The 16352-nt window shown below is 36.5% G+C and carries 16 protein-coding genes, 1 tRNA gene and 1 rRNA gene; 4 read left to right on the forward strand and 14 right to left on the reverse strand.

Going from position 1 to position 16352, the window contains the following annotated elements:
• The first annotated feature begins 174 nt into the window (after positions 1-174).
• The gene (locus ACRPLY_RS22885) at positions 175-1455 is read left to right on the forward strand and encodes an MFS transporter (RefSeq protein ID WP_033580688.1); all 1281 of its coding nucleotides are present in this window, start codon (positions 175-177) and stop codon (positions 1453-1455) included.
• A 61-nt stretch (positions 1456-1516) separates the two neighbouring features.
• Here ACRPLY_RS22885 and ACRPLY_RS22890 read toward each other — a convergent pair whose 3' ends face one another.
• Positions 1517-2515 carry a LacI family DNA-binding transcriptional regulator gene (locus ACRPLY_RS22890; RefSeq protein WP_325077428.1) on the reverse strand — a complete coding sequence of 333 codons (999 nt, stop codon included), beginning with the start codon at positions 2513-2515 and terminating at the stop codon, positions 1517-1519.
• Between the two features lie 137 nt (positions 2516-2652).
• Positions 2653-3987 carry a prolyl oligopeptidase family serine peptidase gene (locus ACRPLY_RS22895; protein WP_325077429.1) on the reverse strand — a complete coding sequence of 445 codons (1335 nt, stop codon included), beginning with the start codon at positions 3985-3987 and terminating at the stop codon, positions 2653-2655.
• A 270-nt stretch (positions 3988-4257) separates the two neighbouring features.
• Between ACRPLY_RS22895 and ACRPLY_RS22900 the strand changes: the two genes are divergently transcribed.
• The gene (locus ACRPLY_RS22900) at positions 4258-4467 is read left to right on the forward strand and encodes an alpha/beta-type small acid-soluble spore protein (RefSeq protein ID WP_016762907.1); all 210 of its coding nucleotides are present in this window, start codon (positions 4258-4260) and stop codon (positions 4465-4467) included.
• Positions 4468-4698: 231 nt separating this feature from the next.
• Here the strand turns inward: ACRPLY_RS22900 and ACRPLY_RS22905 are convergent, their stop codons facing one another.
• The 4 genes from ACRPLY_RS22905 to ACRPLY_RS22920 form a co-directional block, all read right to left on the reverse strand.
• Positions 4699-4926, reverse strand: a complete 228-nt coding sequence (locus tag ACRPLY_RS22905; RefSeq protein WP_028414355.1) for a hypothetical protein — start codon at positions 4924-4926, stop codon at positions 4699-4701.
• A 75-nt stretch (positions 4927-5001) separates the two neighbouring features.
• The gene (locus tag ACRPLY_RS22910; RefSeq protein ID WP_033580690.1) at positions 5002-5493 is read right to left on the reverse strand and encodes a general stress protein; all 492 of its coding nucleotides are present in this window, start codon (positions 5491-5493) and stop codon (positions 5002-5004) included.
• A gap of 174 nt (positions 5494-5667) precedes the next feature.
• Entirely contained in the window at positions 5668-7119 is a 1452-nt protein-coding gene (gene cls, locus ACRPLY_RS22915; RefSeq protein ID WP_028414357.1) for a cardiolipin synthase, read from the reverse strand.
• 477 nt (positions 7120-7596) lie between these two features.
• Positions 7597-8427: a GNAT family N-acetyltransferase gene (locus tag ACRPLY_RS22920; protein WP_325077430.1), complete on the reverse strand. Its 831-nt coding sequence runs from the start codon at positions 8425-8427 to the stop codon at positions 7597-7599.
• A 147-nt stretch (positions 8428-8574) separates the two neighbouring features.
• On the opposite strand from ACRPLY_RS22920, the gene ACRPLY_RS22925 reads away from it, so the two are divergent.
• Positions 8575-8748 (forward strand): hypothetical protein, encoded by a 174-nt coding sequence (locus ACRPLY_RS22925; RefSeq protein ID WP_165573906.1) that lies wholly within the window; start codon positions 8575-8577, stop codon positions 8746-8748.
• A 161-nt stretch (positions 8749-8909) separates the two neighbouring features.
• Complete coding sequence (locus ACRPLY_RS22930) at positions 8910-9446, forward strand: SH3 domain-containing protein (protein WP_033580693.1); 537 nt, start codon at positions 8910-8912, stop codon at positions 9444-9446.
• Positions 9447-9499: 53 nt separating this feature from the next.
• Here the strand turns inward: ACRPLY_RS22930 and ACRPLY_RS22935 are convergent, their stop codons facing one another.
• The 8 genes from ACRPLY_RS22935 to rrf form a co-directional block, all read right to left on the reverse strand.
• Entirely contained in the window at positions 9500-9622 is a 123-nt protein-coding gene (locus ACRPLY_RS22935) for a YjcZ family sporulation protein (protein ID WP_074682883.1), read from the reverse strand.
• 229 nt (positions 9623-9851) lie between these two features.
• Entirely contained in the window at positions 9852-10613 is a 762-nt protein-coding gene (locus ACRPLY_RS22940) for a M15 family metallopeptidase (protein ID WP_325077431.1), read from the reverse strand.
• 208 nt (positions 10614-10821) lie between these two features.
• Positions 10822-12060, reverse strand: coding sequence for a 3D domain-containing protein (locus tag ACRPLY_RS22945; protein ID WP_051137140.1), 1239 nt, complete (start codon positions 12058-12060; stop codon positions 10822-10824).
• 280 nt (positions 12061-12340) lie between these two features.
• The gene (locus ACRPLY_RS22950) at positions 12341-14113 is read right to left on the reverse strand and encodes an extracellular catalytic domain type 1 short-chain-length polyhydroxyalkanoate depolymerase (RefSeq protein WP_325078113.1); all 1773 of its coding nucleotides are present in this window, start codon (positions 14111-14113) and stop codon (positions 12341-12343) included.
• Between the two features lie 248 nt (positions 14114-14361).
• Positions 14362-14859 carry a GNAT family N-acetyltransferase gene (locus ACRPLY_RS22955; RefSeq protein ID WP_013055206.1) on the reverse strand — a complete coding sequence of 166 codons (498 nt, stop codon included), beginning with the start codon at positions 14857-14859 and terminating at the stop codon, positions 14362-14364.
• Between the two features lie 584 nt (positions 14860-15443).
• Positions 15444-16049, reverse strand: a complete 606-nt coding sequence (locus tag ACRPLY_RS22960) for a hypothetical protein (RefSeq protein WP_028412728.1) — start codon at positions 16047-16049, stop codon at positions 15444-15446.
• A 138-nt stretch (positions 16050-16187) separates the two neighbouring features.
• Positions 16188-16264: transfer RNA gene (locus ACRPLY_RS22965), tRNA-Met, on the reverse strand.
• An 11-nt stretch (positions 16265-16275) separates the two neighbouring features.
• A 5S ribosomal RNA gene (gene rrf, locus ACRPLY_RS22970) occupies positions 16276-16352 on the reverse strand; the annotation flags it as partial.

Here is a 16352-nt window from a genome sequence, read left to right on the forward strand (position 1 = left end):
TCTTATCTACTATTATTTCCACTGTTGAAATAATTTAATTGAAAATTAGATATATTTAAAATTTTAATTGACGTTTAAAAAATGTAAGCGTATACTTTTTATCAAATAGATTAAGCGCTTAACCAAATTAGTTTGATGTTTTCAACAAAATAATCGATCTGGTGGTGTGGAAAAATGAATGAATTTATTTCCAGAAAAACAGCTCTTGACAGGATTGGGATCCCTTCTCATTTAACGTGGGGATACATAGGTATTATTGTTTTTATGATTGGCGATGGCTTAGAACAAGGATGGTTATCTCCTTATCTTGTAGAAAGAGGTTTAACCATTGAACATGCTGCTTTACTTTTTACCGTTTACGGTATTACGGTCTCTATTTCTTCCTGGTTCTCCGGCGTACTGGTTCAGCTGTGGGGTCCTAGAAAAGCAATGGCATTCGGCTTGATATCCTTTATTATTGGTTCAATTGGATTTATAGGTATAGGACTTCATATTATGAATTACACAATTATATTAATTTGTTATGCTCTTAGAGGATTTGGCTACCCTTTATTTGCTTACTCATTCTTGGTCTGGGTGTCTTACCGCACGCCCCAGGAAATGCTTTCAAAAGCAGTAGGCTGGTTTTGGTTTGTCTTCCAGCTTGGTTTAAGCGTAATCGGAGCTTTTTATTCCAGTTACATGGTTCCTAAAATCGGCGAAATTGCTACCTTGTGGAGTGGTTTACTTTTTGTTTTGATCGGCGGAATCTTTTCAATTATCATGAATAAAGACAGATTTACCGTTCAAAAAGTAAGCGATAACAAAACAAAAGAATTAATGAAAGGGATTACAATTGCATTTGAGAACCCTAAAGTAGGAATCGGTGGAGTTGTAAAGATTATTAACTCCGCTGCTCAATTTGGATTTGTTGTCTTCTTGCCAACCTATATGATGAAACACGATTTCACAATGAGCGAATGGCTTCAAATCTGGGGCACTCTGTTTTTTGTGAATATGGCTTTTAATATTATTTTTGGTATTGTTGGAGATAAATTTGGCTGGGTAAATACAATCAAATGGTTTGGTGGAGTAGGATGCGGAATTGTAACACTCGCTCTTTACTATGTACCTCAATTCGTAGGACATAATTATTGGGTAATGATGATTGTCGCATGCTGTTACGGTGCAACACTAGCAGGATATGTCCCTCTTACAGCGTTAGTGCCTTCCTTAGCTCCGGAGAATAAAGGAGCTGCGATGTCCGTATTGAATTTAGGATCTGGACTTTCTGCTTTTGTAGGCCCTTTAATTGTAACTATTTTCATAGGTCTTTTAGGCACGGGCGGCGTAATCTGGATATTTGCTTGCCTATATTTCTTTGGAGCTTTTTTAACGGGTTTCCTTACAATTCCAACAGAAACAACAGTCAAAGGCGAAACAATAAACGAAGTCAAAAATCCGGTCTCTCTATAAATATTATTAAGTAAAAAAGCTGCATGTGCCTGGGCACATGCAGCTTTTTCTTTTCTCTGTTTTATAGCTTTTTTACCGACGCACGTTCTACTAGTTCTGGAATAATTGTTATTCGCTGCTTTGCATGCTCTTCTTTTTTCATAGACTTTAACAGCTGTTCGAACGTACTAGTTGCCATCTGCGAAATAGGTTGTTCAATCGTTGTCAAACCAGGCTCAGCAATATCGGCATAAATTGTATTATCAAATCCAATTACCGACAGATCTCCTGGAATTAAAAGCCCCTGCTTTCTTGCCTCATTTATGAGGGATATTCCAATTAAGTCCGTACATGCAAAGACTGCTGTCGGCCTATTAGGCAAAGAAAGCAGCTGTTTACTTGCTCTTCTGCTATCTTCTACTGTTGAATAACAGCTGATAATGGACTGATTTTCTAGTGATAAATTTGCCTCTGTGAGCGCTTGTTTAAATCCTGCTAATCGCCCCTCACTGCTTTTTCTATCTTTTTCAGTGATAATCGTTACCGATTGATGACCTTTTTCTATTAAATACGTACCTGCGATATATCCTCCGCGAACGTTATCAATTGTCACTACATGCGTTGAGATAGAAGGATGATCAACTGAAAACAATACAAGTGGTACATCATGCTTCACAATTTTCTTTACGAGCTTCGTATCATTTAGTTCGGTTGCGATAATAATTCCATCTACTTGCTTTTTGAATAAAAGATCTATGTATTCATGCTCACGTTCTGTTTGATGATCCGTACTGCATAAAAAAAGCGTGTATCCCGCTGCTCTGGCACTATTCTCAAAAGCTCTTGCTACCTCTGCGAAAAAAGGATTAGAGATGTCAGGAACTAGCACGCCAATTGTGTATGTCTTTTTCCCAGTTAACGCAGCTGCAACACTGCTAGGCTGATAATCTAATTCCATCATTACTTCATTTACTTTTTTTATCGTTTTTTCACTAATACGGCCTGTCTGATTGATTACTTTGGATACAGTGGCTATCGATACCCCTGCTTTTTTCGCAACATCGTAAATGGTTGGTTTCACTTTCACTGTTCCTTTCTTCGTGATCTCTTTCCTTATTTTATCACGAAAGTATTCAATCGTTTATTTTAGATATATGCTTTAGCTTTAAAAGAGACATAAAAAAGCTGCTCTACTTGAAACAGCTTTTTTATAAATGATTAATTGTTGTTCAACGATTGCTTGCTCATCCATTCCATTATGGTTGTTGTAGCTCCATTTATTTTAGCGTTGGGTTCATTATTATACAGATATATCCAAGATGAATGCCCGTTATACTGATAGGGCGAACCATCATTATTTTTGTATAAACCCGTGGTGTCATGCACATCTTCAAATAGTGATAAATAAGCATTATTTGCATGGCTTTTCACCAAACGTTCATAAGTTGGAAGAGTGTTAATCGTTGGTGGAAGAACCGCATCATTTTTAGCGGCTACGAACCAAATAGGCGTTTCTTTCATCTTTTCAAGATCTTGATCCGTAATTAATCTATCATTTAGTCCTTCACATACTGGAAATGCTGCTGCAAAATAGTTTGGATAATCACGAATCATAAGCATAGTCATATATCCGCCGTTAGATGCTCCTCCGATATAGATTCTATTGGGATCAATATCAGGATTTTTAGCAACATATTCTTGAATTAGTGCCATCAGTGATTCTTTATAAATCGAAGTTCCATCCGCTTCACCTGTATAACCATCCATCCATTTCGTTGGCGCTTGAGGTACTAAAACGTAGGCGCCTTTAAAATAAGCCTGAGTTTCATTTGTGACAAAGCTAACAGCTTTATTGGCAGATAAGGGAATTGTTGCATCTGTTCCTCCCTCTCCTCCTCCATGCAGCCAAATAATTAACGGATTCTTTTTCTTATCTTTTTTCGGCGCGTAACTTGCGTATGCCAATTCCATATTATGATATATACCTTTTTGAATGGTAAAATCATCTACGAGCTCTCTTTTCTCTCCCTTAAACTGTTTCACTACAAGCCCTGACAACTTTGCTTTTTTTGTTACGATATCTTTTTGCTGGGTAATGGTATATTGACTGTCTATCCATGCATTTAACCCTGTACCATATTCATCATAATTTAGTGGTGCTCCTAATGAAACAGCTGGTCCAACTTCCATTTCTAAAACTGCATATTTTCCAGTATGTACGGCTGGTTGTCCATCTTTATCGGATACATAGGCTTTTTTTATTGTACGATCTCCTTGTTCCAATAAAGACGGTTTTAATCGACTATCACTTCGAGCCACATGCACCTTAAACGTTTCTTTTGTAAGTGAATTGGTTGGAACAGGTTCACCTAAGTCAATAATAATTTTTGTGATCACCGCTCCCCAGTCATATATCTCTGTCACTGTACGATAAGATGTAGCTTTTTCGTGCGCCTGTTTCGCAAGCGCTTCTTTCTCATAAGAGAGTACAATGCCAATTGCTAGACTCCATGTAACAGCCAATAGTACATATTTTTTTAATGTTTGATACATGATGGACTCCTCCTTTTAAATTAGAATAGGAATATTAACATTCTCATTCTATTTCGAATAATATGTAACCGCTTACTTACTTGTGTTCTATTTTACGTGACCTCTCTCTCTTTCTACACATAATTATTTTCCGTTACCTAGTGGAAAACTTTGTAACTATATTCCAATAAGCATATTCTATAAGTCCTTGAAAAAATTTTTTTATTTTATGTATAAAAACTATCTATTAATCAAATCATAATCTTAACCTTATAAAAGGAGTTGATTATGATGGCAAACAGCAGAAATAAGAGCAGCAACGAATTAGCAGTACACGGTGCTCAACAAGCAATCGATCAAATGAAGTATGAGATCGCTAGCGAATTTGGCGTAACTCTTGGTCCTGACACAACTGCACGCGCAAACGGCTCAGTAGGCGGAGAAATCACAAAACGCCTTGTGCAAATGGCTGAACAGCAACTTGGCGGCGGACGTTTCTAAATCACTATCATAAGCAATACGGCTGGAGGAAGAGCGAATGACCGTTCTTCCTTTTTCCCATTTTTATATAATGTCTTATCGCGTTCCTTCTCATCTATATGTATCTAAAACAAAATCACTACCCCATAACGTTCACATCCGGTTATATAAGATTCTCTTTCTCTCACAATAGACTGTGTATAATAAAACATAAAAAGAAGTTCCTTTTATAGGAACTTCTTTTATCTCACTTTATAAATGTGCAAGCTCTTCAGATATCTTTTCGGTCTTTGCTTTGAGCTGTTCTTGCTGACCTTCTAAATCAGCGATTACAGCTAACACTTCTGTATTGGTCGGTTCTTCTTCATACTGTTTTAACGTAGCGACAAGAGACTGTGAAACTTTGATGAGCTCTTGATTAACTTCTTGCTGCTGTTTTAAATAGTCAAGTTCATATTCCGTTTTTTCTAGATTTCTCATCGGTCCCCTTCCTTTCGTTAACTAGCTTTTATTTAAGAACGCAGTCTTTTATTATCTTATTTAGTTCCTTCAACATTACCTTATTTTATTTTCGTGATTGCCGTATAACATTTTTTCATTCATTGGTTCAGCTGATTTTTCAGCAGGTGTCACGGTTTGTCCTAGAGCTGAATTGTGTTTATCATGCTCAACTGCGTCTACCATCAGCAAAACTTTTCCGTTTTTAAGATCAGATACATACGAGGAAGCTTCCGCAGCAGGTACACCATATTCGGTTAATTGATTTTCGATTCGATTAACATCTTGATCCATTTTTTCTTCAGACGAAGTAAAAGCATTTTTTATTTTCTCCATAAAGGATTGATGGTGCTTTGAGTGTTGATCTGTATCAACTGTTTGCACATCGATTCCTGCAGAACGCTCAATCACTTCTGTATTTTCATGATGCGGACCACTGTTTGTCAAAACAGAAAGTGCACTGTCCGGATATCCCTGTGTTTTTAAATTTCGAATCGCTGTAATAACGGCCTCTTCTGAATCATACGTACCTACTACATTTTTTGTCATTTTCTATTCCTCCTAGGTATTATCATTTTTTAGCTTGTTATAGTATTAATACCCTTGGATTTTTTGGTAAAACTTTTTAACTTTATCTCTAGCTCTCCTTACAAGGAGAAACCAATAAAACAACAGACCTGAATCTAAAAATTCAAGTCTGTTTCATGATATCAATGATTTTTATTATAAAATTGGTGACAGTAAGCGAGATACCGCTTCTTTAAATTTTATAAGAAGAGAGCGCTCTTTATATCGTTCAAACGTTAATTTTGAACTGCATTGCACATCTTCAAGAAACAGGTTCTGCAACTTTTTGGAAATAGGCTGGTCATATACAACTGCATTCACTTCAAAATTAAGGCTGAAACTTCGCGGATCGATATTCGTCGTTCCTACAGAAGACACTTCATTATCTACTACAATCGTTTTAGCATGCAAAAAGCCTTTTTCATAGAGATAAATATTCGCACCGTATGCCAGCAGTTCCCCTACATGAGACCACGTAGCCCAATAAACAAAAGGATGATCAGGTTTGTTTGGAATCATAATATGAATCTCTACTCCAGATAATAAAGCAATTTTACAAGCATCCATAAAGCTTGCGTCAGGAATAAAGTAAGGCGTTTGAAGGTATACACTTTCTTTGGCCGACATAATCAATGAGATATACATGTTTTTCAGGTGCTGGGTAGTCGAATTGGGACCGCTTGCTACGATTTGTACAGGAACTGTTCCAGAATGAGTTTCTGTACGATGCAAAAATTGTTCCAGTTCAATTGGCTGCTTTGTTGCTTGATGCCAATCTAAAATGAATCGCCCTTGAATATCGTTCACTGACTCTCCTTTAATGCGAAAATGAGTGTCTCTCCAATAACCCATTTTTGGATCTAACCCTAAATATTCATCTCCTACGTTAAATCCTCCTATGTATGCTACTTCACCATCGATAATACAAAGCTTTCGATGATTTCGATTGTTAATCCGAAAATTAATTAAGCGAAGAATTGAAGGGAAAAATGCCTGTGCTTCGCCGCCATATGAAATAAGCTCCTTAAAGAATGATGGCGTCATTTTTCTAGATCCTACTTCATCATAAAGAACGCGAACCTTTATGCCTTCTTTTGCTTTTTTTGTTAGCTCATCTCTTAATTTTTTCCCAAGATTATCTCGTTGAATAATATAATATTGAATATTAATTTCTTTTTTAGCATTTCGAATATCCTCAAACAATGCCTCAAATTTTTGATTACCGTCACTGAAGATATCAATTTCGTTGTCGATGCGCACAAGTGACTTAGAAGAATTTAAATTAGTGAACAGCAGTTTATTATGTTGGATTAATAAATCATTTCGATATTCATGGGTCGCTTTAAGCTCTTTTAATTGCTCTTCCACTGAAGATCTTAAATATTCCCGCTCATCAGATGACAATTTATAAAAGTTTTTCTGTTTTAGCTGTCTTCCAAAAAATAGATATACAATAAAACCGACAATTGGTATAAAAAATAAAATAAGAAGCCACGCCCATGTAGATCCTATATCTCTTCGTTCAATGAAAATAAGAATACCGGCTAATAAAATATTAATAGCTGTTACAACAGATACACTTAGTGTAAAGATATGGGCAAATTCCATCCTTTTACTCCTTTCTTTCTACTACATCACTTTATTAACTCATTCCCTTTTTTAACGTTCTCATTCACTTTACTATACATAACACAGATGGCTTTCTTTTTCATCTTTAGGATCCAAATTTTATTGTTTTTTCTTTTTTGCTACACTAAAAATGTGAAATATTTCTTTTTATTGTGTATTAAAAACAAGGGGGGAGATAATTTGTTTTTTTCGTTTATTTTTCTTAGCCTCATCAATGTATTTGTCAGTATTAGCCTGGGGTATACGGCTTATCAATTATTTAGAAAAGCATTTATTGGAGGTATTCTTACGTGTATCCTTGCTTGCAGTGCTCCGATCTTATTTGTATGGCCTTCCCTGTTTTTATCAACGGGCATATTACTTTTTCTCTACTTTCTCATTATTTACTCAAAAATGCACATATCATCTAATATGTAAATAAAAAACACGAAAATCTAAGATTTCCGTGTTTTTTATCTACAAGCTGTATACGTAATAATCCTGCACGTGATATGAATCGAAGCCGCATGTTTCGTAAAGTTGCAAAGCGCGTTTGTTTTTTGCTTCAACCTCAAGAAATACATCATATCCTAGCTGATGCTGCTGTAAAACGACTTGTTTTAAAGCAGCCTTTCCTATTCCTAATTTTTGATAGGAAGGTAAAATACCAAATCCATAAATCCATGCTTCGCTTTTATCATAAGATACCCTTAACTTTCCAACCGCCTGACTATTGTACTCTACGATAAAATGATTTTGCTGTTCTTCCGTTTTCATTTGCTCATAATAAGCAGCTGCTTCTGTTAAAGACATACCAAAGCATTCCATATCAACTTGCATTTCCATTTTCATATCGGTATCTAATAGGGAAGAGCGAAGTGTAACAAAGGGATTATCATCTTCTAATTCTTTTTTCACCCACTTCATTTGATATTCTGAAAAAGTAAATGAACATGGAATCTTCTTTAAGAACTCCCTGCCTGAAATCGAATCGCCAGGAGCATTTAATAAAATCTCTGTATACTCACGCTTCTTACACATATGTAAAGCTTGAGAAAAGAGCTTTGAAAAAATCTTTTTTCGGCGATAGCTAGGATCGACCATTCCGCATATTTCTACTGTATTCCCAAACCCATAAAGACCAATAAATCCAATAAGCTGATTATTTTCATAATAAAAAAAATCGTTAACTTCATTTTGTTTTCGACTTCGTAACATGTCAAAATTCAGCTTCAGCTCTATTTTTTCTTCTTGTTGGCAAATAGACTGTAGCTTTTGTATATCTTCTAGTACATGTTGTTTTAACATACGTATCCTCCTGCATCTCTCTTTTTATTATAAGTTCGGCTTTGTTTAACTTTTTCCTTTCATCTTCAGCGCAATGATCGAATAATTATAGGGTAAAGCACGATCAAAAAGCGTATAGAGTAATTAAACTAAATAGGCGGGGTGCTTATGAAAAAGACCATTTTAATAAGTTTTATTGCACTAGTTGCTTTAACCATTATTTATTGCCTACAGAAAGAATTTATTTTTGCTTTAGCTTTGTGGAGCATTTATGGGACAGTATTATCAATTTTTGTATATTTTTCTTTTCATAAATCAACGGAAGATCGCGAGGGTGAGTAACAATAGCGCTATTAAAAGGTCTGTGAAATAAACCTTTTTACAGACCTTTCGTAAATTTACAACTAGGATGCATGTTGGTAACAATTTAGAAACAAGTATTCTTTATTCTTAGTGTTATAGAAAAAGATATAACCTATTTCACTAAGGAGTTGGATATTCGCATGAAGACAATTACAAAATCTATATCGGTTTTTGCATTAGCAGCTGGCTTTACTTTTTCATCTCTATCTGGAACACTGCCATTCACTCACGAGCAAACAGCAAGTGCAGCAGAAAAAATAAACGCACCGTTCAGCGTATATGAAGTGACAGCAAACGTACTCAATATACGTTCAAAACCTAGCACTCAGGGAAAAATTCTTGATACGTTAAGAAAAAAAGATCAAATTGAAGTAGTCAAGTTTGTAAATGCAGACTGGGCTGCCATTAAAATAATTGGCGGCACTGGATATATCAGTACTTCCTATTTAATGAAAGTCCCTACTACTGTTCATACAGCTGCTAACCTTAATTTACGCACAGGGCCTAGCACAAGCAACAAAGTTGTAACAACTGTTCCTAAAGGAAAAAGCGTCAGCTTCTTAGCTTGGGGCTACTCAAAAGATAACAAGCTTTCATTTGATTGGGCTTTTGTAGAATACAACGGCTTTAAAGGATATGTAAGCACTTCGTACTTACAGTTACCTAGTTATAGATAAAAATAGATAACTCCCTTGAATTATTTCAAGGGAGTTTATTTATGGACACCTTATTAATAGTGCCCTGCCCATGAAGCACCGATGATGATTAGTAAAATAAATAGCACAACGATTAACGCAAAGCTACTTCCGTGACCTGCTCCGTATCCATAACCATAACCTCCATAAAAACTCATTTTCTTTCACCTCCCTTTTTTGTAGAATATGTGAAGGGAAATGAAAACGAACATGAGTATTCTTTATCACAAAATTCATTATAATTTATAAGCGTTAACTCTTTTACTAGCAAGGCATAGGATATAGCATCCCGTGGTTCATCTCTACATCTTTCCCTCGTTCCAACTTTTAAAGTAAGGGTATATTCCAGCAATACAAAAAAAGAAGAGTTTATATAACTCTTCTTTTTTATTGAACTGGATTATCAACTTGCATGTAGTCATTATAATATTCTTCTAACGTAATTCCTTTTTTATACACTTTAGAGGCGAGTTCTTTTCCGACAAATCGTATATGCCACGGCTCATATTTATAACCTGTAATCTGCTGCTTTCCCTCTGGATAGCGAACAATGTATCCATATTTATATGAATTTCTTTCAATCCATTTGGCTTCAGGAGTATCTTTAAAACAATCTTGGGCCGCACACTTACCTGTGCTGCTTGATACATCTATACTTAAACCAGTCTGATGCTCACTGCTGCCTGGATGGGCGCTATAATGACTAGCTGCCACTTCTCCATCTTGCTTTATGTACGCTTGATAAAGAGATTCCTGGCGAATTTGAGAACGATAAGCGGAAACACCGGCTAGGTAAATCCCTTCTCGTTCAGCAGCTGAAAACATTCTTTCTAACGCTTTTGCTGCTTCTGTACGCATTTGTCGCTTTTCAATTTTTTCTTTAAATATAAACCGAACGTCCGGGTATACAAGGTCAGCGGGTTCATAGTGATCAGGAAGAAGATTTTGTTTATTTACTAGCACGGCAATGGATTCGGGGTTCCCAACAACTTCTATGCTATTTTGCTTCTGTTTAGAAGAAGATAAAGGATTATGATCAGACGTGTTCAAATGATCGTCGTGCCGAAATAATCCCTGATAGCCTAGATACGAGAATCCTGCGATCACACCCAGCACTATTAGTAATGCTATTTTTTTATAAAATTTCATATTTCTATACTCCTGACATAATTTAAGCTTTTTAAGACACTCAAACATTGTATATAAGTTAAGAAATAATTACTAATATAACAAACTAATTCCTACTATAAATTTCAGTATGCCCCGACCTATTTTTTTCAAACGTTTATTTTAAGCATAAAAAAAGAGATGTCTTCTAAAAGACATCTCTTCTTACTTCTATTCTATAATACTAGTATTAGTCGATAACTGTAATTTTAACTGATCTTCTGCCCCAGTCTTGTGCAGCACTATCTGAAGAAACGAATACGTCAATTCGATTTCCTTTAATTGCGCCACCCGTATCTGCCGCTACAGCTTGACCATAACCTTCAACGTATACTTTTGAACCTAATGGAATAACGCTAGGATCAACCGCAATTACTCGTTGATTTGGATTTGATTTTAAATTTACTCCAGTAGCTGTCGTACCACTGCATCCAGCACAGTTAGCTGTATAAGCTGTTGCTTCAACAGTCATAGACTTGCCGCTAGCTTGCTGTTGAGACTGCTGTTGCTGTTGTTGCTGAGCTTGTTGTTGTTGCTGTTGAGCTGCTTGTTCTTTTTGTGCCTGCTCTTGGGCTGCTGCTTGAGCTTGCTCTTGTTCTTTTTGTGCCTGCTCTTGGGCTGCCTGTGCTTGTGCTGCTGCTTGAGCTTGCTCTTGTTCTTTTTGTGCTTGCTCTTGGGCTGCCTGTGCTTGTGCTGCTGCTTGAGCTTGCTCTTGTTCTTTTTGTGCTTGTTCTTGTGCTGCTACTTGAGCTTGCTCTTGTTCTTTTTGTGCTTGCTCTTGTGCTGCTACTTGAGCTTGCTCCTGTTCTTTTTGTGCTTGCTCTTGTGCTGCTACTTGAGCTTGCTCTTGTTCTTTTTGTGCTTGCTCTTGTGCTGCTGCTTGAGCTTGCTCTTGTTCTTTTTGTGCTTGCTCTTGTGCTGCTACTTGAGCTTGCTCTTGTTCTTTTTGTGTTTGTTCTTGGGCTGCTTGTTCTTGCTGAGCTTGTGCCGTTTGAGACTGCTGCACTTGTGGAGCTGCCTTTGCTACTGGCGCACTAGCTGTTTGAGATTGAGCTGCTTGTGCCGCTTTAATTTTAAATTGTTCTCCAGGGAAAACTAAGTCTGATGTTAAACCGTTCCATTCTTTAATTTCTTCTACTGTTACGCCATAATGTTGACCGATTGACCACAAAGTGTCACCACGTTTTACAGTATGTACGATTTCTTTTATGCTAGATAAGTTTAGTGTCTGATTTGGATAAATTAGTGTTGATGTTAAGTTATTAGCATCTTTTAGCTCGTCTACGCTCACATTATGATTTTGAGCGATTTTCCATAAAGTGTCACCTTTTTGTACTTCATACGTTCCGCTTGTAGAGGCAGATGCTGCACCTACAAATCCTGCTGAAAGAATTGCCGTTGTCCCTAGAGTAAATACAAATTTCTTCATTTTCCGAATACCTCCTTATTTACTCAATGACTGAATGATACCACCTGTTCATTTCACTTCCATTACAGGAATATTTTACTTTTATTACGGATTTAATTAATTTTAAACATTTTCTTGTAATATTTCTGACAATTCATTTTTGAATAATGATTAAATTTCATCAAAATCATGTCAAAATTTGAAGAAAACTCTATAAAAAGTTGGAGTTGTATTCGGTGATAAAAGTAACTTATCAGCAAAAAAAAACCTTCTAAAAGCTAACTGCTTTTAGAAGGTTTTTTTACTTATATGAAACAGTTAAAGTTGGAGCATATGCAGGATTGTCGCCCCCATAAATTTCAACTACGTCACTTAAAAAGTCCGCTGAACCTGAGCTTGACAAGCGAAACTGAGTTTTGCCGTTCCTATTCATATATCCCAAAAGTGAGGAAGGAAGTTGAATAGTTGTATATCCATTATCGAGTGAAGGCACTGACATTTGGAAGGCCGCTGAAATAGATGGTGAGGCCTGGTAATCTATTTGTTCTAAAGCACTGCTAGTTCCAAATACACCGCTTTTAATATCGCCTTTCAAAGATGAAATATTACCAGTTGAAGATTTGCGATAAATTTTCAAAGATACATCCGTAATACTTGCATCATCAGGTAAAGAGCTTGTATCAAAAGATAAAATGGTTCGGTATGTGTCGGTATTGTACATTCCCTTATCCCCAATTTTATGAATAGAACTACTCATACCGTCAGCTGATAAATTTCCGATAAATCCATCTTCAGCAGCAAGCGAAGAAAATACTGAGGATTTCTCTGAAGTTCCAGAAATTTGATAAACTTCCGTCTTTACTCCCTCTTGATTACCCGCAGCGTCTACACTAAAAAATTTTATTGTTTTGCTAGAGCTGATGCTAATAGGCTCAGAATACTTTAGAGAATTAACAGTTGGTGTACTTCCATCTAATGTATAGTAAGTGGTGGCAGGTTCATTGGGTGATAATGTGACAGAAACAGAACTTCCATACGTTCCTCCCGCTGGTGAAGCAGCTGTAACCGGCGGGGATATATCTCCTGGATTAGAAGCGTCACCATTCTTCGGATGATTTTTAAAAAAGTTCCAACTTAATTTAGTTGCATTTGGCCCTTTAGGATCTGTATAAGAACCGGATGTACTTCCCCCTGACCAAGCATGTCCCATTCCTTCTATCATGTACTTTTCCATTACTGTTTTTCCTGCTGTATCTTTGTAAATATATTTCGTATAGCTTCTTCCACCAGATACTGTACCTGGTAAAGTTTGATCTGCCGTATCATCAATATTGTTATTATCCAGTCCATCAGACGCTCTATCATTTGTTTGAGCCCATTGCGATAGTATTTGATGCGCATTTATAGGGGCAACAGTGTAGTCAGCTGTCCCATGAAACAAAATAACCGGAACCACTCGCTTATGCTCTCCCATGGCTGAATAGGCTAAATCTCCTTGTTGGATAGGATTAGGACCTCCACTGCTCATTGCTGTATAAGCACCTGTTACACTAGTGGCTGCTTTATATTCTAAGCCCGCCCCAACGCTGATAGCCGCAAATATGTCTGGATAAGTAGCTCCCATAATAACACTCATAGCTGCACCAGCAGATAGCCCTCCAACAAAGACTTGGTCGGCATCTATTGAATAACTGCTTTTTATTTGATTGACCATTCCAGCAATTAACGCTGGTTCACCGCTTCCCCTTGATTGATGAGCAGTATCAAACCAGTTCCAACACTTATTTGAATTAGCAGAAGAGGGCTGTTCTGGATAGAGGACAAAGAACTTCTCTGTTTCTGCCAGTGCATTCATTTGTGTTCCTGCTGCAAATTGATCAGGGTCTTGAGTACAGCCATGTAGCATAACTACTAGAGGTAAGGCAGCACCTCCCTGATAACTGCTAGGTACGTACAGTTTGTATGTTCTTCCGTTATATGTTTTAGAGGTAAAACTTCCTGCGGCTGAAGAAGATACAGCACCTAAAGATAAAAAAAGCATAAAAATCATCCCTGCTATAAATAATCGTTTCATCTTCCTGCTTCCTCCTTATATTGATATGGTTATACTTAGCAGCAAACGTACATATCGGTATGGTATGGAAATGAATAAGAGTTACTAGTAAGATGATAGCAAGGTTTTATGTAATAAAATTTATATTGACTGCACGATTTGCCTACAGTTATGAGGACAAATAAAATCATTCATCTCCAAATAAAGAAAACGCTTACATAAAATTGTAAACGATTGTGTCGATAAATACTATAAAAAAGACATACCTTTTAAAAATAGGCCGGTATGTCTTCTATGGATTGCTTACTTAAGTATTCATATTGTGACTCGCTGCAATTTACCATAGCAATGGATTGAGGATAACGCTGTAAATGAGAAGGGAGCTCCTTAAACCCAAACTGATGATAATATTCAGGAAGAATATCGCTATAAAGCATAAAAATAGCGCTGCGCTTCTCTATCTTCATCTTTTTAAAAAAGTCTTCAAGCATATCTCGGCCATACCCCATTCGTTGATAAAGCTGATGAACAACAACGGACCCAATACCATGCAAAGCAAACTTTAATCGAGGAGTTTGTAAAAGAAGCAAAATAAATGAACCAATAATTTGATTCTCTTCATTTACATATACATACCGAATTCCATATGTTTCTTCTTTTTGATTATCTCTAACATACTCTTTGTACGTCCTGCCTTTAGGCCATGCCGCATATCCCATTTGATAGACTTCTGCCAATTCTTCAGACTTTATTTTTCTTAATAACATGAACATCCCCTCTTTATTTATAATCCCATACGTCAGCAGACATTTTTTATAGAGTTAAAAATTGTTCCTGTATGTATATATTATACTTCATCCTACGGAAGCTTTCTTGCTCGGAGTACTATTAACAGCTAATATGTAGGCTGCTTTCTCAAAAAACTAGAAAGATTCCTGATAGTTGTTCTTCACCCATATCAGTCATATATGTAAAGATACTCTTTATCATTCCATAAAAACATAGAGATGTAAATATATTTCCAGCTTCACTTAACATTCATTATGTATCACCTATCAAAAAAGAGATTGGGCCATAACGAAATGAATGCAATCTAAAGACGAACAACCCGGATAAATAACCTGGGATGCTTGTTCCGCCGCTGTTGCTTTACGTGCAAGGCTTCGCTTTCCGCGAGCGGACGATGGAGCCTTGCCCTCCAACCAACAGCTAGAAGCACCTCATACTGAAACCTACGTTCACCATGACCATTAAAAAACACGAACTATCTATTTTTGATAGATAGTTCGTGTTCAACGTTAACTAAACTGCTTTTGTCCCAGCATCTTTATAGTAAAAGTAATCATCATTTTTAAGCTTTTTCGTTCTCTACATACTCCACTAGATGAAAGAAAAAGCGATATGTAAGAACAAGAGCTTCACCTATTGACATTTTTTCATCAAACTCTTTTATAGCATCTAACTCAATATTCACATCCCATAATCCATCTTTATCATTAAATAAAAGCTGGACGCTTGTTGGGCTTTCATTAAGCTCTTTAGCAAAAAATTGTTTTAGTACAGAACCGAATTTTTTTTGCATATGTAACCCCGTTAATACTTTATATGTGCCAAACACATCATCCACTTCAAAAGAACATCCATCAAGCTTAATAAATTCAAACCATTTTGATTCTACATATAGAAATTCACTTCTGTGTTCTTTTAAGTAAGAAAGAGGAGTATCTAAAAACGAAAGAGGAGATTCTTCTGCGATCAGCTCGTCCGTTTCTTTATCTACTCTTTCGATATAAGAATCTTTAAAACGTGAAGATGCCTCTTTTTCTTCTATCATCAGGTTTTGCGGCACCAACTCTTTTTGCAACGCATATTCCTTTTCTTCTTGATATAGAGATAAAGATTGACCTTGAACGTTCATTTCTTTTTCAATATAAGTTTGAATATTACTTTGTAACATAAAAAACCTCCTGATTAATCTGCATCACTATCTTATATCATAACCTAAACAAGTGTTTATAAATATAGCCAAACAAAAAATCCTTAGGCTATGCCTAAGGATAGTAATAATATATTCAAGTATGTATAAAAGATAATTTGGTTGCGGGGACAGGATTTGAACCTGCGACCTTCGGGTTATGAGCCCGACGAGCTACCGAACTGCTCCACCCCGCGATAATAAAAATGCCTGGCAACGTCCTACTCTCACAGGGACAAAGTCCCAACTACCATTGGCGCTAAAGAGCTTAACTTCCGTGTTCGG

Source organism: Priestia sp. TGN 0903 (assembly GCF_050846855.1).
Taxonomy (GTDB): domain Bacteria; phylum Bacillota; class Bacilli; order Bacillales; family Bacillaceae_H; genus Priestia; species Priestia zanthoxyli.